The organism is Pseudomonas sp. 14P5.3.2 (assembly GCF_057799175.1).
In genome coordinates, this window is record NZ_JBYOKU010000009.1 from 95,051 (window position 1) to 117,577 (window position 22,527).

At 56.2% G+C, this 22,527-nt stretch carries 18 protein-coding genes and 1 tRNA gene; 13 read left to right on the forward strand and 6 right to left on the reverse strand.

All coding sequences use genetic code 11. The features are described 5' to 3' along the window. Positions 1-34: 34 nt before the first annotated feature. The 5 genes from AC27VU_RS09755 to AC27VU_RS09775 are packed head-to-tail and all read left to right on the forward strand — an operon-like array spanning position 35 to position 5,404. The gene (locus AC27VU_RS09755; RefSeq protein ID WP_488723939.1) at positions 35-1,327 is read left to right on the forward strand and encodes an OprD family porin; all 1,293 of its coding nucleotides are present in this window, start codon (positions 35-37) and stop codon (positions 1,325-1,327) included. 39 nt (positions 1,328-1,366) lie between these two features. After that, positions 1,367-2,344: a Bug family tripartite tricarboxylate transporter substrate binding protein gene (locus AC27VU_RS09760; protein WP_488723940.1), complete on the forward strand. Its 978-nt coding sequence runs from the start codon at positions 1,367-1,369 to the stop codon at positions 2,342-2,344. Positions 2,345-2,402: 58 nt separating this feature from the next. Beyond that, positions 2,403-2,861 carry a tripartite tricarboxylate transporter TctB family protein gene (locus tag AC27VU_RS09765; protein ID WP_201135575.1) on the forward strand — a complete coding sequence of 153 codons (459 nt, stop codon included), beginning with the start codon at positions 2,403-2,405 and terminating at the stop codon, positions 2,859-2,861. 1 nt (position 2,862) lies between these two features. Beyond that, positions 2,863-4,377, forward strand: coding sequence for a tripartite tricarboxylate transporter permease (locus AC27VU_RS09770; protein WP_003222538.1), 1,515 nt, complete (start codon positions 2,863-2,865; stop codon positions 4,375-4,377). Beyond that, on the forward strand, positions 4,370-5,404 hold the full coding sequence (locus AC27VU_RS09775; protein ID WP_488723941.1) for an AbrB family transcriptional regulator: 1,035 nt from the start codon (positions 4,370-4,372) through the stop codon (positions 5,402-5,404). Before AC27VU_RS09770 ends, AC27VU_RS09775 begins: the two co-directional genes overlap by 8 nt. A gap of 159 nt (positions 5,405-5,563) precedes the next feature. Here AC27VU_RS09775 and ung read toward each other — a convergent pair whose 3' ends face one another. Then, a complete protein-coding gene (gene ung / locus AC27VU_RS09780) occupies positions 5,564-6,256 on the reverse strand; it encodes a uracil-DNA glycosylase (protein WP_003222534.1) in 693 nt (230 codons plus the stop codon). A 132-nt stretch (positions 6,257-6,388) separates the two neighbouring features. Here ung and AC27VU_RS09785 point away from each other — a divergent pair, with 132 nt between their 5' ends. Then, positions 6,389-7,501 (forward strand): enoyl-CoA hydratase/isomerase family protein, encoded by a 1,113-nt coding sequence (locus AC27VU_RS09785; RefSeq protein WP_103485699.1) that lies wholly within the window; start codon positions 6,389-6,391, stop codon positions 7,499-7,501. 68 nt (positions 7,502-7,569) lie between these two features. On the opposite strand, the gene AC27VU_RS09790 is transcribed toward AC27VU_RS09785, so the two are convergent. From AC27VU_RS09790 to AC27VU_RS09810, 5 genes are all read right to left on the reverse strand, one after another. Beyond that, on the reverse strand, positions 7,570-13,092 hold the full coding sequence (locus AC27VU_RS09790; protein WP_488723942.1) for a calcium-binding protein: 5,523 nt from the start codon (positions 13,090-13,092) through the stop codon (positions 7,570-7,572). Between the two features lie 2 nt (positions 13,093-13,094). After that, positions 13,095-13,955, reverse strand: a complete 861-nt coding sequence (locus tag AC27VU_RS09795; protein WP_488723943.1) for a hypothetical protein — start codon at positions 13,953-13,955, stop codon at positions 13,095-13,097. 35 nt (positions 13,956-13,990) lie between these two features. After that, complete coding sequence (locus AC27VU_RS09800) at positions 13,991-15,199, reverse strand: glycosyltransferase family 4 protein (RefSeq protein ID WP_488723944.1); 1,209 nt, start codon at positions 15,197-15,199, stop codon at positions 13,991-13,993. 201 nt (positions 15,200-15,400) lie between these two features. Beyond that, positions 15,401-15,799, reverse strand: coding sequence for a hypothetical protein (locus AC27VU_RS09805; protein WP_003222524.1), 399 nt, complete (start codon positions 15,797-15,799; stop codon positions 15,401-15,403). Positions 15,800-15,979: 180 nt separating this feature from the next. Next, entirely contained in the window at positions 15,980-16,246 is a 267-nt protein-coding gene (locus AC27VU_RS09810; protein ID WP_003222522.1) for a hypothetical protein, read from the reverse strand. A 341-nt stretch (positions 16,247-16,587) separates the two neighbouring features. Between AC27VU_RS09810 and AC27VU_RS09815 the strand changes: the two genes are divergently transcribed. The 7 genes from AC27VU_RS09815 to AC27VU_RS09845 all read left to right on the forward strand — a co-directional run bounded on the left by AC27VU_RS09815 (position 16,588) and on the right by AC27VU_RS09845 (position 22,315). Further along, positions 16,588-18,075: a sensor domain-containing diguanylate cyclase gene (locus AC27VU_RS09815; protein WP_003222519.1), complete on the forward strand. Its 1,488-nt coding sequence runs from the start codon at positions 16,588-16,590 to the stop codon at positions 18,073-18,075. After that, on the forward strand, positions 18,068-18,298 hold the full coding sequence (locus AC27VU_RS09820; protein WP_262141223.1) for a cysteine-rich CWC family protein: 231 nt from the start codon (positions 18,068-18,070) through the stop codon (positions 18,296-18,298). Before AC27VU_RS09815 ends, AC27VU_RS09820 begins: the two co-directional genes overlap by 8 nt. A 33-nt stretch (positions 18,299-18,331) precedes the next feature. Next, complete coding sequence (locus AC27VU_RS09825; protein WP_488723945.1) at positions 18,332-19,024, forward strand: pseudouridine synthase; 693 nt, start codon at positions 18,332-18,334, stop codon at positions 19,022-19,024. A gap of 316 nt (positions 19,025-19,340) precedes the next feature. Next, the gene (locus AC27VU_RS09830) at positions 19,341-20,225 is read left to right on the forward strand and encodes an alpha/beta fold hydrolase (RefSeq protein WP_103485693.1); all 885 of its coding nucleotides are present in this window, start codon (positions 19,341-19,343) and stop codon (positions 20,223-20,225) included. Positions 20,226-20,383: 158 nt separating this feature from the next. Further along, a tRNA-Gly gene (locus tag AC27VU_RS09835) sits at positions 20,384-20,457 on the forward strand. Between the two features lie 288 nt (positions 20,458-20,745). Next, positions 20,746-21,063 (forward strand): helix-turn-helix domain-containing protein, encoded by a 318-nt coding sequence (locus AC27VU_RS09840; RefSeq protein ID WP_003222513.1) that lies wholly within the window; start codon positions 20,746-20,748, stop codon positions 21,061-21,063. Beyond that, a complete protein-coding gene (locus tag AC27VU_RS09845; protein WP_262141221.1) occupies positions 21,056-22,315 on the forward strand; it encodes a type II toxin-antitoxin system HipA family toxin in 1,260 nt (419 codons plus the stop codon). Before AC27VU_RS09840 ends, AC27VU_RS09845 begins: the two co-directional genes overlap by 8 nt. Positions 22,316-22,527: the final 212 nt, after the last annotated feature.

Genomic DNA, 22,527 nt, shown 5'->3' on the forward strand with positions numbered 1-22,527 from the left:
CGACCAATAAGAACAATAAACGGAGTACACCCGCATGCCGTCCTTGCAGACCAAGGCTCTCAAGCCTGTTCGTCCTTCTCGTTTGCGCCACGCCACCCTCGCCAGCACTGCTGCCCTCGCCGGTTTTTCACCGCTGAGCTACGCCGACTTCATCGAAGACAGTTCCGCCACCTTCGAAACCCGCAACATGTACTTCAACCGCGACTTTCGCGATGGCACCAGTGCCCAGCAATCCAAGCGCGATGAATGGGCGCAGGGTTTCATGCTCAATCTGCAATCGGGTTACACCAACGGTACCGTGGGGTTCGGTGTCGATGCGCTGGGCATGTTGGGAGTCAAACTTGATTCGAGCCCGGATCGCACCGGCACCGGCCTGCTGCCGACCCACGATGACGGACGCGCGGCGAACGAATATTCGAAAGTCGGCCTGACCGGCAAAGTGAAAATCTCCGCCACCGAACTGAAAATCGGCAGCCTGATTCCGGAACTGCCGATCCTCAAACCGAATGACGGACGCATCCTGCCGCAGACCTTTGAAGGTGGTTTGCTGACCTCCAAAGAGATCAAGAACCTGACCTTCACCGGCGGGCGTCTGGAGAAAGCCAAGGATCGCGACAGCACCGATTTCGAGGACATCGCCCTCAACAACAAGAACAGCCGTTTCGCTGGCACCGTGGCCGGCAAACATTTCGATTTCGCCGGCGTGGACTACAAGTTCACCGACAAGATCACCGGCAGTTACCACTTCGCCCAGCTCGACGAAGTCTATAACCAGCACTTCTTCGGTCTGGTCGCCTCGCGGCCGATGGGGCCGGGCACGTTTGCCACCGACCTGCGCTTTGCGGTCAGTGACGATCAGGGCGCGGCCCGCGGTGGCGAGATCGACAACCGCTCGCTCAACGGTCTGGTCAGCTATGCGCTGAGCGGCCACAAGTTCACTGCCGGTTATCAGCACATGTCCGGCGACAGCGCGTTCCCGTATGTCGATGGCAGCGACCCGTACCTGGTCAACTTCGTGCAGATCAATGACTTCGCCGGCGCCGAAGAACGCTCGTGGCAGGCGCGTTACGATTTCGACTTCGCCCGCCTCGGCATCCCGGGCCTGTCGTTCATGAGCCGTTACCTGAGCGGTGACAACATCAAGCTCAAGAATGGCGACGAAGGCAAAGAGTGGGAGCGCAACACCGAGATCAAATATGTAGTACAAAGCGGCGCGCTGAAGGATGTTGCCGTGCGTCTGCGCAATGCCACTTACCGTTCCAACTACTCCGCTCGCGATGCCGATGAAGTGCGGCTGCTGGTGAGCTATAGCGTTGCCCTTTGGTAATTCAGTACGTCCATAACAACAACTCCCAAGGAGACATAGATGAACTTATCACTGCGTAAAGTTGCTCTAGCCGCCGGCGCCATGCTGTTCGCCGGCCAACTGATGGCCGAACCAAAACGCCCCGAATGCATCGCACCGGCCTCTCCCGGTGGCGGTTTCGACCTGACCTGCAAACTGGCGCAAAGCGCGCTGGTCAACGAAAAACTGCTGACCAAACCGATGCGCGTGACCTACATGCCCGGTGGTGTCGGCGCGGTGGCCTACAACGCGGTGGTGGCCCAGCGCCCGGCCGACGCCGGGACGCTGGTGGCATGGTCCAGCGGTTCGTTGCTGAACCTGGCGCAAGGCAAGTTCGGTCGTTTCGATGAAACCAATGTGCGCTGGCTGGCCGCCGTCGGCACCAGTTACGGCGCCATCGCGGTGAAAAGCGATTCGCCCTACAAGACCCTCGACGATCTCGTTCAGGCGCTGAAGAAAGATCCGAGCAAAGTGGTGATCGGTTCCGGCGGTACGGTCGGCAGTCAGGACTGGATGCAGACCGCACTGATCGCCAAGGCCGCCGGAATCAACCCGCGAGACCTGCGTTACGTCGCCCTCGAAGGCGGCGGCGAAATTGCCACCGCGCTGCTTGGCGGTCACATCCAGGTGGGTAGTACCGACATCTCCGACTCCATGCCGCACATCCAGAGCGGTGACATGCGTCTGCTCGCGGTGTTCGCCGATAAACGCATCGACGAACCGGAAATGAAAGACATCCCGACCGCTCGCGAGCAGGGCTACGACATCGTCTGGCCGGTGGTGCGCGGTTTCTACCTCGGGCCAAAAGTCAGCGACGAAGACTACGCCTGGTGGAAAGACGCCTTCGACAAACTGCTGGCCTCGGACGACTTCGCCAAGCTGCGCGATCAACGTGAACTGTTCCCGTTCGCCATGACCGGCCCGGAGCTGGACACCTACGTGAAGAAACAGGTGGCGGACTACAAAGTGCTGGCCAAAGAGTTCGGCCTGATTCAGTGATCGTCTCTCTCTAGCCGCCGTGGCCTCGCGCATCGAGGCCTCGGCACAGGAGTTTCCCATGCTCTTACAACGCATTTTCGCCTCGGTGCTATTGCTGGCCTGCGTCGGCCTGGCGCTGATGGCGTGGCCGTATCAAGCGGCTTTTTCTTATGAACCGGTCGGCCCGCGCGCCTTTCCCCTGCTGATGCTCGGCTTGATGGGCGTGGCGCTGCTGTACATGGTGTTCCGCCCGGCACCGATCAAACACAGCGAAGACGAGCCACCGCTGGATCGCCAAACCCTGACCAAGATCGGCATCTGCGTCGTCCTGCTGCTGGTGTTCGCCGGCCTGTTCGAACCGCTGGGCTTCATCCTCAGCAGCATCCTGATCGGCATCCCGATGGCGCGCCTGTACGGCGGTCGCTGGCTGCCCAGCATCGTGGTGACAACGTTGATGGCCATCGGTCTGTACCTGCTGTTCGACCGTCTGATGGACGTTCCGCTGCCTCTGGGCCTGCTCGACGTTCTGGAGAACTGATATGGATACTCTCGGTTACTTGGGTCAGGGCTTCGGCGTCGCGCTGAGTCCGTACAACCTGGTCACGGCCCTGACCGGCACGCTGATCGGCACCGTGGTCGGGCTGTTGCCGGGCCTGGGTCCGATCAATGGCGTGGCCCTGCTGATCCCGATCGCGTTCGCCCTTGGCCTGCCACCGGAGTCGGCGCTGATTCTGCTGGCGGCGGTGTATCTGGGCTGCGAATACGGCGGGCGGATCAGCTCGATCCTGCTGAACATTCCGGGCGAAGCCTCCACCGTGATGACCACCCTCGACGGTTATCCGATGGCGCGTCAGGGTCTGGCCGGTGTCGCCCTGTCGCTGTCGGCGTGGAGTTCGTTCATCGGTGCGTTCATCGCCACCTGCGGCATGGTGCTGTTCGCCCCGTTACTGGCGAAATGGGCGATTGCCTTCGGCCCGGCGGAATACTTCGTGCTGATGGTGTTCGCGATTGTCTGCCTCGGCGGCATGGCCGGCGATCGACCGCTGAAGACCTTTATTGCGGCGCTGATCGGGCTGTTCCTGTCGACCGTCGGCATCGACGCCAACAGCGGCGTGTACCGCTTCACCGGCAACAACATTCACCTGACCGACGGCATCCAGTTCGTGGTGTTGGTGCTGGGTCTGTTCTCGGTCAGTGAAATCCTCCTGCTGCTGGAAAAAACCCATCGCGGTCAGGAAGCGGTGAAGGCCACCGGGCGCATGATGTTCAACTTCAAGGAAGCGGCGTCGGTGTTCGTGGTGAACATCCGTTGCGGCTTGCTGGGGTTCATCATGGGCGTGTTGCCGGGCGCCGGCGCGACGCTGGCCAGTGCCGTGGCCTACATGACCGAAAAACGCATCGCCGGTGCCGGCGGCAAATTCGGTCAGGGTGACGCCCGTGGCCTCGCCGCTCCGGAGACCGCGATCGGCGCTTCGGCCTGTGGCGCGCTGGTGCCGATGCTGACCCTCGGCGTACCCGGTTCCGGCACTACCGCCGTGATGATCGGCGCGCTGTCGCTGTACAACATCACTCCAGGGCCGCTGTTGTTCCAACAACAACCGGACATCGTCTGGGGCCTGATTGCCTCGTTGTTCATTGCCAACATCATGTTGGTGATCCTCAACATCCCGATGATCCGCATCTTCACCCGCATCCTCGCCGTGCCGAACTGGGCACTGGTGCCGGTGATCGCGATCATCACCGGGATCGGCGTGTACGCGGTGCATGCGACCACCTTCGACCTGTTCCTGATGGTCGGCATCGGCATCTTCGGTTACATCCTGCGCAAGCTGGATTTCCCGCTGTCGCCGGTGCTGCTCGGGTTCATTCTCGGTGGGCTGATGGAGCAGAACCTGCGTCGTGCGCTGTCGATCTCCAACGGTGCGCTGGAAATCCTCTGGTCGAGCCCGATCACCTTCGGTGTCTGGGTCCTGACCGCGATCATGTTGCTGATGCCGCTGCTGCGCATCTGGCGCAAACGCTCGGCAGCGCAACGCGCCATCGCCGATGTTTGATCGCTCTTCCCTCAGAAGCTGGTGGGCCACCCCGCTGGTCGGTCTGCTTGGCGGTTTTATCGCCAGCCAGATCGGCTGGCCACTGCCGTGGATGGTCGGCTCGCTGCTGGCGATCATCCTGGTGCGCTGCCTGACACCCTGGCAATTGACCGAGATCCCTGGCGGGCGCAAATGCGGCCAATGGATTGTCGGCATCGGTATCGGCCTGCACTTCACCCCGGTGGTGATGGAGCAGGTGCTGAGTCACTTCGGTTTGATCTTCTTCGGTGCGCTGGTCACCAGTCTGTCGGCGGTGGTCGGCGTGTGGTTGATGCGCCGTACCGGCGAGGATCGTGCCACGGCGTTTTTCTCGAGCATGCCCGGCGGCTCAGGCGAGATGGTCAACCTCGGCGCACGCAATGGCGCGCTGCTCAGCCATGTGGCGGCGGGGCAAAGTCTGCGGGTGCTGGTGGTGGTGCTGTGCGTGCCGGCTGCGTTCAAGTATCTGCTGGGCGACGGCACGCCAATTTCCCACGCCGGCAACGTCGATTGGCGCTGGCTGGCGATTCTGTTTCCCACGGGCGCCCTGCTCGCCTGGCTCTGGCAACGCTTGCGTCAACCCAATCCGTGGCTGTTCGGGCCGCTGCTGGTCAGTGCCACGGTGAGCATTGCCTGGGATTTGCACATCGGCCTGCCGGATGGCGGCAGCCAGATCGGCCAGTGGCTGATCGGCAGCGGGCTGGGCTGTCACTTCAACCGACAGTTCTTCCGCCGCGCGCCGTCATTCATGGGACGTACGCTGATCGGCACGGCACTGACCATGTTGATCGCGACATTGGCGGCGTTGGGCCTGAGTGCCCTGACTCACCTGGATTTGCGTTCGCTGACGCTGGGCATGATGCCCGGCGGAATCGCCGAAATGAGCCTGACGGCGGAGACCCTGCAACTGTCGGTACCGCTGGTGACGGCGATGCAGGTAATGCGGTTGCTGTTTGTGCTGTTTCTGGCGGAGCCGTTGTTCAAGTATTGGAACCGTAATCCCGAGTAACACCGAGTCACTGTGGCGAGGGAGCTTGCTCCCGCTGGGCTGCGCAGCAGACCCGAAATCCTTGAACCGGGTGCTTCTGGCACACCGAAATCACAGGTTTTGCGGCTGCTGCGCAGCCGAGCGGGAGCAAGCTCCCTCGCCACAGATTTACTCAGCCGATCAAACCGGCGGCAACCGCCACTCGATCGGCGCCTCACCATTCTGCTCAAGAAACTTGTTGGTCCGGCTGAAGTGCCCACACCCCAGGAAGCCTCGATAAGCCGACAACGGCGACGGATGCACCGACGTCAGCACCAGGTGCTTGGTCGCATCGATCAGCTTCTGCTTGCTCTGCGCATGCGCGCCCCACAGCATGAACACCAAATGCGGCTGGCGTTCGCTGACCACTTCAATGATCCGGTCGGTGAAGAACTGCCAGCCCTTGTCCTTATGCGCGTTGGCATTGGCCCGCTCGACGGTCATTGTGGTGTTGAGCATCAACACGCCCTGATCGGCCCAGCTCTGCAGGTAGCCGTGGTTGGGAATGTCGATGTTCAGGTCGCGTTTCAACTCTTTATAGATGTTGACCAGCGACGGCGGAGCCGGCACGCCGGGTTGCACCGAAAAGCACAGGCCATGGGCCTGGCCCGGGCCGTGGTACGGGTCCTGGCCGAGGATCACCACTTTGACTTTATCCAGCGGCGTCGAATTCAGCGCATTGAAAATCAGCGGTCCCGGCGGATAGATTTCCTTGCCGGCCGCCCGCTCCTGCTGCAGAAAAGTGCGCAACTCTGCCATGTATGGCTGGTCGAACTCAGCACGCAGTGCCTCCTTCCAGCTCGGTTCGAGTTTGATACGGTCGTCAGCAGTCATGGTCATACCCGGCAAAAACAATGGGGCGAACCCTAGGAAAGCCGACCACGCTTGTCAATTGATCTGACGCAGATCCGGCACTTTCCCACACAGCGATCATACTGATCGTTCAAATTCCCGATCGAGGTCACGATGAATCTGCACTTCGAAGAACTCACCGGCACCGACGGCGCCCGCCTCGGGATCGCCAGCCTGGACGCTGAAAAGTCGCTCAATGCGCTGTCCTTGCCGATGATCAACGCCCTGAGCGACAAGTTGAACGCCTGGGCCAAGGATCCACAAATCGTCTGCGTATTGCTGCGCGGCAACGGCGCCAAGGCGTTCTGCGCCGGCGGCGAAGTGCGCAGCCTGGTGGAAGCCTGTCGCGCCCATCCCGGTGAAGTCCCACCGCTGGCCGCGCAGTTTTTCGCCGCCGAATATCGCTTGGACTACAGCCTGCACACCTATCCCAAACCGCTGATCTGCTGGGGCCACGGTTACGTGCTCGGCGGCGGCATGGGCCTGTTGCAAGGCGCCAGCACGCGGATCGTCACACCGAGCAGTCGCCTGGCGATGCCGGAGATCACCATCGGTCTGTATCCGGACGTCGGGGCCAGTTGGTTTTTGTCACGGTTGCCGGGCAAGCTCGGCTTGTTCCTCGGTCTGACCGGAGCGCACATGAACGGGCGTGATGCGATCGACCTCGATCTGGCCGACCGCTTTCTGCTTGAAGAGCAGCAACCACAGCTGATCGAAGGCCTGCTGCAACTCAACTGGCAAGAACAGACCGACATGCAGCTCAACAGTCTGCTCAAGGCCCTGCAACAGGAAGCCGTGGGGCAGATGCCCGAGGCGCAGTGGTTGCCGCGCCGCCGGCAGATCGACGAACTGCTCGACGTCAGCGACGTCACCTGCGCCTGGAAAGCCATCAGCCTGCAACGTGACAGCAGCGACCCGCTGATCGCCCGTGCTGCGAAAACCATGAGCGAGGGTTCGCCGCTGACCGCGCACCTGGTCTGGGAGCAAATCATCCGTGCGCGCCACCTGTCGCTGGCCGAAGTCTTTCAGATGGAATACACCCTGAGCCTCAACTGCTGCCGGCATCCGGAATTCAGTGAAGGGGTGCGGGCGCGACTGATCGACAAGGATCAGAAACCGCACTGGCATTGGCCGGACATCAATACCGTGCCGGACGCGGTGGTGGAAGCGCACTTTCACAAGGTCTGGGAAGGTCGGCATCCGTTGGCGGATCTGTCGCAGTATTAATTGGCAACTGCCCGCGATAGTCCCGCTTGTCGCCTATCGCGGGCAAGCTTTAACTGACCGTATTAAACCTAAACATTCAACTCGTAAAACTTAACTATTTCCGCAATAGCGATTGACGACTCCTCGTTATTCTTAATCAAGATATCCTCCACATCTCTTAACGGAGGAAGAGGATGCAAACGTTCAGCAATTTCAGTGGCAGTATAGTCCTGAGTCGCTTTACCTTCGCCTCTAACCCTTATATAGCCGATGGCGCTTTCCCCTGCAGAAAAATGATTGGCCACTCGCATCTTCGGTGAAACACCGTAATTCACAACTATTACCAGATCATCACCTTCGCGATGGAATTTCAATTGCCCGATATTCAAGTCAACATCTGAAAAATCGATTCCATCAATACCACCGCCCGAGTTATCAATCACGTCCCTGCCAAGACCATCATATTTATAAACATCATCGCCCGCCCCGCCCGACAACGTGTCATTACCTGGCCCACCCAGCAGCACATCCTCGCCAGAGCTACCAGTTAGCAAATCATTACCGTGACCGCCCACCAGCGGCAGCGTTTGAGCATCTCGAATAGATTGGGCGGGCGTCGCATTATCAATGACGACGGCATTATGGTAAGTATCCGGGGCAGGGCCCAGTTGACTAGACTCCAGAAGAGTCTTCAGGCTGGCGCTGGTGCCGTCGGCAAACCTAATGACTTCGATCCCGGAGCCCTGGAGATCCCCTGCATTGGGTAAAACGATACGAACCTGCTGAGTCCCCCATTTGATATCGAGGGTCGAATAGAGCATCTTCGCCCGAGGTGGATGGCGATAGTTGTCACGTGACGGATTGGGGGCCAATTCGATATTGACTGTTTCAATCAACACCGCCCCCCAACTTAACTGCAGCTCTTCCAGCCTTGCCCCATCTGGAAGAATGACAACATCTTGATCGATCAGCCCATACTCGTCTTTCCACCCCGTCACACCCACTTCCGGGCGGTGAAAAACAGGACTCAGTACATCCGCAATAATGGTCGTTGCGCCAGCGTGTGCTTGCACAGTGTAGGTATCGGCACCATTTTCACCGTAGAGCCAATCAATCCCTGAACCGCTGATTAAATAATCGGCCCCCTCGGATCCGAGCAGCGTATCGTTGCCCGCTCCAGCCGATAGTATGGCCCCCGGTAATCTGTCATTTACCGAACCATAATCAAGTGGGGTAAGCGCATAAGCGACTACCAGGTCATCACCCTTACCGCCATGAAAGGTATTCCCGACTTCCAGGTTCACTCGTCCGCCGCCGGCGTCACCTTGTACAGTCTTGTGCTTGATGGTTTCGGTCTTTACATCCCGGCGAAATTCTTTACGGACAGTTTCGCCAGAGTTGAAGCTTGCTGCAGGATAGATGTACCAACCTTCAATAGTCCCTGACTTGTTTCTATCCTCTACCAGCACGTCTCCTGTTTTAAACGAAAAACCGCTACCCGAACCAGATCGATAATATTGAGGTTTATGGTTCGATGGGTTTGCTGCCCCCTCAACCTTTGTATTTTTGAAATAGGAGTGGGATGCAGAGCTCGTCTGCCTGTCGCTGTACACAGCTCTGCCAGATGGAGCGTTCATCCACTGCGGTGTGTCAGACAAGGATCCGTTTTCGATGCTTTCGTCAATCAAGTCGGAATAAGTGATGAAACCCGTATCAGTCGTGAAAATGTGATTTCTGACCCAGACACCTTGATCATTGAGTGTGAAACCCGTGGCTTGCCTGTTTTTCGAACGTCTTCCTTGAATTTCCCCAAGGAATTTTTCCACCCCTTCAATGCCATTACCCAATTCAGCCTCATTTCCTTCGCTCGAAACATCAATGGCTGACTCGACGGGAACGCTTGCGATACCGCTGTATTCACTCGTGTCTTCTGTTTCTTCTATGTCTGCCTTGTCCACCACTTCCATTACCGGCGGTTCGATCACAACTACCGGAGCAAGCGTTTTTTTGATGACATCCTGATAGCTCAAGACCACTCCATCACTGAAACTGAAAGTTGAGTCTCGCCACGTCTCGTGATTTTTTATCAGAACGGCGTCACCCACTCCGTTGGCCAGCCGCAATACCAGACCGATTTCAATATCGATAATTTCAATCTTCAGATTGTCCGCAAAAAAACCGGCTCCGAACTTCATGACATTGTTGCCACCGGCGTCTACAACTACATCAAGCCCATCACCGGCGCCGAAATAGTAAATATCATCCCCGTCCCCCGCTTCCAGGTAGTCGTTACCGGCCCCGCCATCAAACACATTATTTCCTGAGTCACCGCGCAGGTAGTCCACACCCTCCCCGCCAAATAACGTGTCGTTTCCACCGCCGCCCAGCAACGTGTCGTTGCCTGAACCACCGTCCAGATAATCTGCACCCTGTTCGCTTTCAGGCGTCTGCTCGTAGTCGCCAGACATCAAGTCATCGTCATCACCGCCGTAAAGCGTATCGGCGCCCAAGCCCCCCCAAAGGGTGTCGTTTCCGGCACCGCCTCGAACGAGGTCATCATTGGTGCCGCCGGATTGCAGGTTTGGCTGGTCACCATCCAGAGCATCAGCGCCCGGCCCGCCTATCAGAGTGTCGGAGCCACCCAATCCTCGGAGCGTGTCGTCACCCATACCGCCATCAAGGAAATCATCACCGTGGTGGCGAATCGGATGGTCGTAGTAATCGCCAACCAACTCGTCATTTCCTGCCCCACCAAACAGCAAATCATCAGCACCGCCGCCCCAAAGGGTGTCATCGCCCGCACCACCGTCCAGAAAGTCACGTCCGAAGAAATGACTAGCGTCACCCGCCACACCATCCAATACGTCGTCATCCCCCTTCAGGGCATCATTGCCGGGGCCGCCATACAAGACGTCGCTACCGCCGTTGCCAGCGAGAGCGTCGTCGCCACTGCCTCCCTCCAGCAGATCGTTGCCATGGTGTCCGCTTTGGAGTCCTCCACCCCAATCAAGGTTGTCTCCGAACAATGTGTCGTTGCCACTGCCGCCCGTCAGGGTGTCGTCGCCCCCGTCGCCGCTCAGCTGATCATCTTCTGTTCCGCCATCCAACACATCCTCGCCCCAACCGCCGCAGAGAACATCTCTCCCGCCTTGGCCGTACAGAACGTCGTTGCCTCCTTCCAATGCATCTTTCACGGAGGATTTGTCGAAGGTGGTGCGCAAGCTGATGACGCCTTGGGCAAGAACGACTTCATGTCGTTTATATTTCCAGTTTTGCTCCAGTACCCCAGTCGTATCGTCGCCGTGCAAGAAGTCATCACCCGCCCCCCCAGCCAGTGTGTCTCGACCGTTGCCACCGAGCAGCACGTCTCCAGAGGCAGTACCCACCAGCAGATCATCGCCCTGCCCACCATCCAGCCAATCGCCACGACCGACCTTCCCCTTGGCGACACCATCAGCCAGAGCTTTTTCAAGGGTTGACTGTTTGTCTCCAAACAATTGATCGTTTCCAGCTTGCCCGAACAGTCGATCGGAGCCGCCAAGCCCAAGGAGGATGTCGTCTTTGGGTGATCCGTAAAGTGCGTCGGCCTTATTCCTCTGTTTTACATTTGGCAACAGCACAACGTTACCCAAGTCATCGTAGGAAAGCTGATCACCGGGAACACTGGGGTCCGTATCGGCGGCTCTCCAGTCACCCTGGATAACCAGATCGGGTGTTGAAAAGGTGTGGCCATCGAAGTCGGGGAGCTGAACACCCAGCATTCCCGGCCTGTAGTGCTTGATTACGATCAGATCGCCCTGGCCGTAGCGGATGTTCAGTGTGTTTTCCGTGAGTTCTTCAATGAGCGTCAACGTTATGGATCGGTCTTGCGTGAACCATGTGTTGCTCAGAAGAGCACTGCGTTTGAGGGCGGGAATCGGACGGTCATTTATCAATAACTGCCCATCAGCATTTGCATCGAAAATTTCATCGATTCCGTCACCACTGTAAAACGCGTACCGATCATTACCCTCGCCACCGGTCAGAGAATCGTTACCCTTGCCGCCGATCAAAACATCATCACCCGCCATCCCGTATAGCGCGTCATTGCCGTCGCCACCGCTTAACGAGTCGTTACCGCGAGCACCTTCAATAACGTCATTACCTGCCAGTCCACTGATCGAGTCATTGCCCTCACCGCCATACAGATGATCGGCATTTATCGCACCACCGAAAGATCGCCCTCCGTCGTCACCGAACATCACCAGCGGATTGGATACGCCAGTCGTCATGGGCGCTTGTTTGCCTGAGCCTATATCCGAATAGGAAAACTTCTGCAGTGTGTTTTCTCCGAACGAACCATGGGTTCTGGATATCAACCGGGCCAACATTTCTGCGCGATCAAAAATCCACTGCTCAGTAATAAAGCCTTCACCCGTGGCAGGATCATAGAGTTCCAAGCCACGACCGGGAAAACCGTCATCTTTTTCTATGACTATTTCACTTAGCTGTTTCAGAGAATTGCGCAAAGCCAAGCCAACCGGTGTGTCTTGCGCGGCGAGCTTGGCCCATGCTGTAGCACTGCCATATTCGCTGATGGTCTTGGTAACGATGCTTTGGGATTGAATTGGTGTAAACGCTGAGAAAAATGCGTACACATTGGACGCAAACGTTTCCTCGGTGGTGGGCGCGGCATTAGAGTCGCCGTCGTATGTTCGCTTGAACATGTCAAAAAAAACATTTACGCCATATCGCAAGATCAGATCAACGATAGGCGAAACAGGTGTGCCTTTCACCACGTACTGGATCAAGGGATTGGTGTTTCCACTGGCCATTGCAATTTTGATTTGCTCAGGCACTACCGAAAACACGCTCTCAAGCACATTGACACCAAAGTTATTGACCGCAGCGCGTAGGCCGACACTGTATGAGTCAATGGCAAATAGAATATTCTTGAAATCATCGAGCCTGTTAGCTTTAGCCAGTTCATGATTACCTTTGATTTCTGAGCCAGGGTCGCCTGCGGAAATCAATCTCCAGGTTTCATACGGGGGTTTGCCACCTAACAGGCTGAAACCGATGGTTCCAGACCAACCTGCGTTACGGCTTGTAGCGGTATCGTCTTTGCCAAGATCATCAAGGAATAAAACCTCTCCAATAGCGCTCGCATCAATACCTGCGATTTGACTGATTGAGGGCACTGTCCAAGGAGCCAAATCGCCCTTAACCGATCCATATAACAGTATATTCATGAAATTTACTGCAACCTGATTTGAGGAGGCCTGCATTTTCGATTCTGTAAACCTCTTACGTAATCGAAGTTCTCCTTGCCGCATGGTGTAGGCGCGAATCAAAGCGGAGTAAGCCCCCTGCCCACCATTAGCATCAATTGCGACATCAAGCCAAAGTCTGGCACTCTTCAAAACATCAATTACATCTTTCTCAAAGAGAATATCCTCAGAAAATTTTTCGCCAATGATTTTAGATAACACCCGATAAAAGGAAGCACAGTTTCGCCCCTGTTCCTCAGATGCTATATACCTCTCAGCATCCTGATCAAACCACATCCCCTCAGAAGTATTCGCAACCTGTAGCACCATTGACTTTTCTAAATCATCAAAAACACAACTCATAGTTACTTCCCTGTAATTATGGAGCGTGAAAGATAGTCGCTTACAAATTTAATCGCTTCAGGCGCACCTAGTAACGAACTTGTGTCCAGCCCGATACGTCCGTCCCCACCTGCGAAATCAAAACTGTAGAGCTCGACTGTGCAGTAGGTCTGTAACACTCCAAAGTCCAAACTTTCCAACTGTTCTTTGTTAAGCTTCAACAAGTCTTGTTTGCCCAAACCAGCGGCCTGAATCTTGTCGCCAGGATGATTCAATCCATCACAACTTATCGTCCGAGGTGTTCCGTCATGCCGGCGCCAATTACGCATAACAAATGTGGTAATGGAAAACTCATTCTTGAAATGAGGCGGAGGAGCATTAAGCCAAAGCTCTAATCCTGGATAATTTTTTAGTTCCACAATCAGATCATCCGGCCAATCTGCATGTCGATACCCCATCCTGTGCGGCTCAGTGCGCTCCTTCCGCGTGTAGAGTCTCGCCGCAAGCCGGAAATACCCCCAACTGGAAGGCTTTTCTATCCCGCTCATCTCATACTCCGTACGAAGTTCGGTACCCGTCCACCAAAATGAACCCTCGAGAGTATCGGCAATACATGACCCGTCACTTCTCAAATTCGATCCGAAATAAAATCCGGGTATCCGACTCCGATCAAGAAGACTCCCGCCCGGTATTGGCACCTGTTCCATACCCGCCAGTTTTTTACTGCAGTCACCTTGTTCCTTTTGGTAAATCGCCCTGCGTTCTGCCGCCTCCTCCCATTCAATATAAAAACCCACCACCCAATAGCACACCAGCAAAACCAGACCATACTTCAGTAAGGCTTTACAACGTCTAAAGGCTTCCTTGCGTGACATTTTGAACATTTCAAATCTCCCTTTTAAAATGACGAAAACTCTAGTTAGAATCGACCTGCCATCGCATCTTCAAAAACCTGAAAATAGCCCTTCAGACCAGCACTGACATCAAAACTGTTTGCCGTTAGCCGCGCAGCTTTTCTGATAGATTCAAAATCACCGGGATAATTTAAAACGCTGCATACATTGGCAGCTATTGATTCAACCTGGAAAAAATCGACAAGAATCCCATTACCCCCGTGAACAACGACCTCCTTCACCGGAGCTGTATCAGAAGCGACTACCACACAGCCAGCCGACATGGCCTCCAATAAGGACCAAGACAAAACGAACGGATACGTCAAGTAAACATGCACCATTGAAACTTGCAGAACAGCTCTATATTTCTGGTAAGGCAGCTTCCCGGTGAAATGCACATTGGAAACATCGCAATCCACCTCCGATAACATCTTGTCTCGCCAATTCTCATACCCAACAGGCCACCGCCCATAGCTGACTTCATCTCCACCCACAATGACTATTTGAGCGGTCGGACACTCAGCCTGAATATGGCTGATGGACCTCATAAATGTATGAAATCCACGATAGGGTTCAAGGTTTCTGGCAACGTACGTCACTATTGGCTGATGTGCCTTAAGTACACAGCCACTGGGTAAAGTTACAGCCTTAACTTTCTCGGCATGAGGCGTTTGGATGACACCTTCATGAATCACGCGAATTTTGGACTGATAGCTTTTCGGAAAAAGACTTCGTTGCCACTCTGTTGGGGCAATTCCAATATCAGACTGTTCCAGATTCAACAGATGCATTGAGTTCAAAATTCTTAATTTTGAGGAAGCGTCCGACGCACGGGGAAATTCAGGATCAAAACCTGAGTCTGCCCCCTGCGCTCGATAATAATATTCACAGAGGTGAATCAGTGGTGCATCCGGATATACATCCTTGATAAATAACGTTTCACCCCACCCGGGATGAGCAACAATCACATCGGGTCGATAACCCTGTTGTTTGAGTTTCTTCAACAAGACCAAAACACGCTGCCCATCCAACACAGCCGTTTGATATCCATGCAAATAAGCATGGCTACTATTCGAGTCTCTTATTGAGGACCGATACCGAAGCAGTTTCACCCCGGCAATACCCGGTGCCGTATCACGACCAATTGCAAGTACTTTGAAACCCTTTCGACGCGCCGCCAATGCAACATGGCGAAATTGACCGGGAAAATTTTGATGAATGATAAGTAAATGCATGCCTGAAAAACTTCCGTGTTTATATAGCTCCGTAAATTGAAAGCTTCCAGCTTCAATAGGCGCATACAAACGCTAACAATTATTCAGAAATAAAACTGTAGGAGGCTTCCGAGAACTTCCTAGGAGATGGAGCAACATACGAATTTTCAACAGGTACAAAAAAAGCGGCGCTCAATGCGCCGCTTTTTTGTTTGCGGATGATTACCAGCGACCGCCTCGCCCGCCGTGGTCACCCCGATCACCGTGATGATCTCGGCCGCCGCGGTCACGGTCCCAACCACCACCGCGGTGGCCGTCCCAGCGCCCGCGATCATTGTCGTGCCAGCGACGGCTCTCGTAATAGCGCGGGGCCGGCTGGTAGTAGCGCGGTTGCGAGTAATACCTTGGCGCGGGCTGGTAGTAACGCGGCGCTGGCTGATAGTAGCGCGGTGCCGAGTAATATGTGCTGCCACCGCTGTAATACGTGCCACCAGTGTTGTAGTAGGCCGGAGCGGGTGAGGTGTAGACCTCCGAGCTGTAATAGCTATCTGCGTAGGAGTAGGGAGCGCAACCGGCAACGGAAAACATCATCGCAGCAAGCAGTAGAATTCGTCGATACATGGCGGCCTCCTGGACCGCGAGTGAGCCACACCAGCGACGCTGGCAGGCATCAGTCGGTTATTCGGTGACTGACGAATGATCTGACAGCGTTTTCCGAATCTGGTGCGCTTCCGTAACAAGTTGAAACATGTGATTGATGAAATCCTGTTCATTTGCAAAACACTGTCATTCAGCCGTCGCTCAGTGGTGTCCACCGTGATAGCCGCCGCCGTGGTAACCGCGACCATAACCACCGCGATAGCCGTAACCACCGTAATAGTAACGGGCGCCTCCGTAGTAGCGCGGGCCGTAATATCCGCCGTAGTAATAAGGTGAGTAGTAGCCGGGATAGTAGTAGGGAGCGGCGTAGTAAACATCGGCGGGAGGCCCGTAGTAATAACATCCGGACAGCCCAAGCCCGAGCACTGCACCGAGCAACACTCGACGAAACAGTTTCTGAACACGCATGACGGCCTCCTGAAAGACCCACGACCGCAGCAGGACAGCGCAGCCGACACAGTTTTGACTGTCAGGCCCGGGGCAAGTGCCGGACTCGGACAAGCTTCAGATCAGCGGTGTCACTCCCCCTGAGAATCCCCCTGTGCGAGCGGGCTTGCTCGCGAATGCGGTGGGCCAATCAACATTCATGTGTCTGGAAAACCGCCTTCGCGAGCAAGCCCGCCCCCACCGTTGAACGGTGCAAATGCCCGGAAATACAGGAACGACCATTTGCGCCGCGTATGGAGCAGTTATTTCCCGGCAGTGCCACTAGAATGCTGCCATCGGCTCATCTGCCAACGGAACCGCCCATGCCGCACAGATCTGCGCTGTACTCCCAACGCTCGCTGGTGCTGACTCTGGTCGCACTGCTTGGTGCCGGCTTCCTCGCCACTTCCTTGCTCAGCTATTACGCCTCACGGGCGTCGATCCGCGACAGCATCGTCAACACCGAACTGCCGCTGACATCCGACACCGTTTATTCGGAAATCCAGAAAGACCTCGTCAGACCGATCCTGATTTCCTCGATGATGTCCCGCGATACGTTCATGCGCGACTGGGTGGTGAACGGCGAAAAAGACCCGGTAAAAATGACCCGCTACCTCGACGAGGTCATGACCCACTACGGCGCCTACACCGCGTTCTTCGTCTCCGACAGCAGCCACACGTACTACCACGCCAAAGGCGTGCTCAAGCAGGTCAGGATCGATGAGCCGCGCGACGCCTGGTACTTCCGCGTGCGCGACATGAAAGACCCGTACGAGATCAACGTCGACCCGGATCTGGCCAACAAGGACAACCTGACTTTCTTCATCAACTACAAGGTCTACGACTACGACAACCGCTTCATTGGTGCCGCGGGCGTAGGCCTGACGGTGGACGCGGTGATCAAGCTCATCGACAAGTACCAGCAGCGTTATCAACGCAGCGTCTACTTTGTCGATGCCTTCGGGCGACTGGTGCTCACCGGCGCCAGCGGCGGCCCGGAAGGTGCGCACATCGGGCAAAGCCTCAGCGAACTCGCCAGTATGAAAAGCCTGATCAGCCAGTTACCCAAGCCCCACAGCGGCAGTTACGAATATTCCGCCCACGGTCAGGGACATTTTCTCAACGTACGTTACATCCCGGAGTTGCACTGGTATCTGTTCGTCGACAAGCGCGAGGACGGCGCGCTCAGTGACATCCGTCAGTCGCTGTACCTCAATCTGCTGATCTGCCTGCTGGTGACGCTGGGCGTGCTGGCCCTGCTCAATCGGGTGATCCGGCGTTATCAGCGCAAGATTCAGACGCAGGCCACGCTCGACAGCCTCACTGAATTGCCGAACCGCCGCGGCTTCGACCTGCTCGCCGTGCAGGCCCTGCACGAAGCGCAACGCGAGCCGAAGCCCCTGACGGCACTGTTGCTGGACCTGGATCACTTCAAAACATTGAACGACACCTACGGGCACATGGCCGGCGATCAGGTGCTGATCGGCTTCGCCCGCGACCTGCAAAGTTGCCTGCGCCATTCCGACATTGTCTGCCGTTGGGGCGGTGAGGAATTTATCGTATTGCTGAAGGACACCGACGCTGAGACCGGTCAGAAGATTGCCGAGAAGATCCGCCGACACGTCGAACAACAGGCGTATTCCTACGATGGCCACAGCCTGAGTCTGACCGTGAGCATCGGCGCCACCACCCTGCAAGCGGATGACACCTTGCACACGCTGCTGTCCCGGGCCGATCATGCGATGTACCGAGCCAAACAAACCGGCCGTAACCGCACCTGCGTGGAAATGCCTCATTCGACTTATGCCTGATACCGACGCTAAACCCGACCTCTGCCCGGCCTGCGGCGCCCGCAACGACTGCACCCTGGCCGACCCGCGCACCGCCGACCAGGCTTGCTGGTGCTATGGCGTGAGCATCGACCCGGCAGTGCTCGAAGCCCTGCCGGCCGAACTGCGCAATAAATCCTGCCTGTGCCCGCGCTGCGCGCAGGTCGAGGCGCAACTGCAAGCAGCGGGGCGGCCGATCCCGTAAGATACGCGCCCCTTTATCCGCCGATTCCTGACCATGCGCGTCGACCGTTTCCTCAGCAACCTGCCCCGCTACAACCGTCAGCAGGTTCGCCTGTTGCTGGTGGAAAAGCGTGTGCGGATCGACGGAAAAGTCGTCAGCGACCCGCACAGCGAAGTGCTGGAATTCAGCCGCGTCGAAGTCGATGAGGAGTTGCTGCAACCGGGTAAACCGGCGCGCTACTTCATGCTGCACAAACCGCCGGGGTGCGTCAGCGCCACCCGCGATCCGCAGCACCCGACCGTGCTCGATCTGATCCACGAGCCGGACAAGGACGACCTGCACATCGCCGGTCGCCTCGACTTCAACACCACCGGGCTGATGCTGATCACCAACGATGGCGGCTGGTCGCGACGCCTGACCCAACCGCAGACCAAACTGCCGAAGGTCTATTACGTCGAGACCGAACAGGAGATCGGGCCGGAGTATGCAGTCACGTTTGCCGAGGGCATCTACTTCGCCTTCGAAAACCTGACCACGCAACCGGCGCAACTCAAAGTGCTCGGCCCGAGGGCGGCGCGTCTGAGCATCGTCGAGGGTCGATACCATCAGGTGAAGCGCATGTTTGGTCACTTCAACAACAAAGTGTTGCGCCTGCACCGCGAATCCATGGGCCCGCTGTTGCTCGATAACGCGCTAAAACCGGGCGAGTACCGAACATTGCGCACCGAAGAGATCCATTTGTTCTAAGCCGGCGACCGCTCAGCAGAAGTTGTCGAACAATTCACCAACGGCACTTGCGCGATCCTGATCCCCCTGCTTGAATCAGGACGTCGGCCAAATTGTGACCGATGAGTCACGCAGTACACCCAAGCAACCTTTTTGCCGGTAGAGAGCCTCAAAGGCTCCACCTCCCCCGGCAGACTGCCCGCCAATAATAATACCCGTCGACCTGCCGTTCCGGATCGACATGGGCCCCAAACTCCAGGCGTATGCCTACCTGTCACAAAGCTCGTGCAATCTCTATTTGCGCGCATACCCGCTTGCTTGCCAGGAGTCTTATGACATGAGGCCAGAAATCGCTGTGCTGGATATACAGGGTCAGTATCGGGTTTACACGGAGTTCTATCGCGCAGACGCCGCAGAAAAGACCATCATCCTGGTCAACGGCTCGATGGCCACGACTGCGTCGTTTGCTCAAACCGTGAAAAATCTGCACCCGCAATTCAACGTGGTTTGCTACGACCAGCCCTACGCGGGCAGGTCAAAAATCCACAACCGCCACGAGAAACATCTGACGAAGGAAGTCGAAGGGCAGATTCTGCTGGAGCTGATCGACCATTTCGGTGCCGAACACGTGCTGTCGTTTTCCTGGGGCGGCGCGGCCACCCTGGTCGCCTTGGCCCAGCAGCCGCGGCGCATCGAAAAAGCCGTGATCAGCTCGTTCTCGCCGGTGATCAACGCGCACATGCTGGATTACCTGGAGCGCGGTGTCGATTACCTCGGCCAGCGCGACGGCGACCGGGTCGGGCACCTGGTCAACAACACCATCGGCAAACACCTGCCGTCACTGTTCAAGCGCTTCAACTATCGCCACGTCAGCAGTCTGGCCGAGCACGAATACGGGCAGATGCACTTTCACATCAACGACGTGTTGCACAGTGATCGTCAGTGCTATCTGAATGCGGCGAAAAGGATCAACGTGCCGGTGCTGTTCCTCAACGGCGAATGGGATGAGTACACCGCCGCCGAAGACGCACGGATATTCGGCAACCACGTGGCACAAAGCACCTTCACCACGCTGCAGGCCACCGGGCATTTTCTCGACATGGAGCACAAGGCGGCTTGCCGTGACAGCCAGAATGCCCTGCTTGGTTTCCTGAAACCGTCACAGCAGTCGAGCCGAACGCGTTACTCGTTCGTCCAGGATCACCATGCATCGGCCATTTGAAAAAGCGTCGTCGCGAGCGAGTCTGTGGGGCTGAGAAGCCAGCGCTGATTACCTGCAGATTCGCCCGCGAATGACCGTTTTCAATGCTGTAACGCGCTGCGGGCAAAAGAAAAACTTCAAATCCGCGCCCGACTCTGGTACAAAGTCAGCCGCTCTGAGCGGGTATAGTTTAGTGGCAAAACGAAAGCTTCCCAAGCTTTAGTTGAGGGTTCGATTCCCTCTACCCGCTCCACTCAATCGGGTCTCACGTCGAGGTTATGACGGGGGATGCAGAAACAGAAAAACCGGCCTACAGGGCCGGTTTTTTTGTGTCCGGGATTTGTGGGAACACACCATGAATGATGATTCTCCTGACTCGAACCTCTCCTCAACCCAAATTTGGATAATTCCATTTTTCTGTGGGTTATTGCGATTTTCAAAAGATAAGCCACAATAATCAGGAATAGTGCATGGATGACAAGTTCCTGGATAAATCCAGAATTACCGGCTTTAAAGTAGCTTTTGAGGTGTAAGACCCATTATGTTGGATTTAAGCCTTAGCAAGCCAAGTGAGATCGTCAAGCGGATCTGTGAACGTCTACGCACTGATCGACTCGCTCTGGAAATGACACAAGCGGACGTGGCCGCACGTGCCGGCATCGGAACCAACACGGTATCCAATCTTGAAGCCGGGCGTAATGTGGGCTTCGAAAATCTGGTACGTGTTGCCATGGTACTTGGGCGCAGTAAGGAACTCGAAAACCTGTTCTTGCCAAAGCTTGAAACTCTGGACGACATCCTGCGCTACGAAAACAGTGCCAAGCGTTACCGCATCAAAAGGAAATCCGACAATGCTTGAGAAAGTAGACGTCTACTACGAGGGCTGGGGTGAACATTGGCGGTGGGGCACACTGGCTTCCACCGCAGCGCTGACCGGCCGTCCGCTGGTGGTGTTTGAGTACAGCGACGAAGCGAAAAAAAGAGGACTCGAACTTTCGTCCCTGAAACTTCCTTTGCAAGGCGCCAAATTAAGTCGGGATTTCCCGCCACATCAGTTGGGATTGCCAGGCCCCGTCTATGACTCGCTGCCCGACGGCTGGGGCATGCTGCTGATGGATCGTCTATTCAAACGTCGCGGCCTGAATCCCGCACGCATCGGACCTTTGGAGCGACTGGCCTACATCGGCAACAATGCCATGGGTGCCATGTCGTTCAAGCCTGTGGCACCTGACGTACTAGAACCACAAATGCATGTTCCCATTGAGTTACTTGCAGCCGAAGTGCGGCAAGTGCTGAAAGGTGAAGGGGGCGAGCTTCTTCATAAGTTGCTGCTGGTTGGAGGCTCTCCGCAAGGTGCCAGACCCAAGGCTCTGGTCTATCGCGCCCCCGACACCGGGACGTTCACCACAGCTGCCACTCCAGGTTTTGAAGCATGGCTGGTGAAATTCCCTGCCCAACACGAACATCCCGAAGTGTGCGCCATCGAAATGGTTTATGCCGCTTGCTTGCGCCTCTGCGGCATTCAAACGCCGGATACGCAGTACTTCAGTCTGTCAGATGGAATGGCTGCCTTCGCCAGCAGACGGTTTGATCGACAAGACGGACTACGCGTCCCCATGCAAAGCCTCGCAGCCTTTACCGGTGCAGATTTTCGCTCTCCGGGAGCATTGGACTATGTCAACTTCCTGCGCGCCACCCAAAGATGTACCAATGATGTACGTGAAAAAGCACGGGCGTTCGAGCGTGCTGTTTTCAACGTTGCGTTCCACAACCGGGATGATCATCCCAAGAACTTTGCCTACACCATGTCGCGAGCTGGCGATTGGAAATTAGCCCCGGCCTACGATGTGACCTTTTGCGAGGGGCCGGGTGGGTATCACCAGATGGATGTGATGGGCGAAGCGCTGGAAATCGACCGAAAGGCCATGCTTGGACTGGCAGAAGAAGCGGAGGTGGGTGCCTATGAGGCAGGAGTTATCATTGAGCGCTTTTGCGACGTATCCAGCCAATTCTCGACTGTGGCAAATGATCTTTATCCTGGCGTGATCACTCAGGAAACCCTGCGTACCATTCAAAGCCGAATTGATCACAACATCAAGCTGTTGCGATGACTGCATATCCTTGCAAATCACATTTTTTGAAACCCTGAAGATTTTTCCGACATTACAGATCCACAACACACCCACGGTTCTCACCGTCCCCACGACCCAGTAGGATTCCCACTTCACCCACCACCCTCCCCCTGCGCGGCCATCGACGAATACGCGTTTTGACTTTCGAGGGACTCCATGGCGCGGCCACTGTGCCGCTGATGACCGAACTC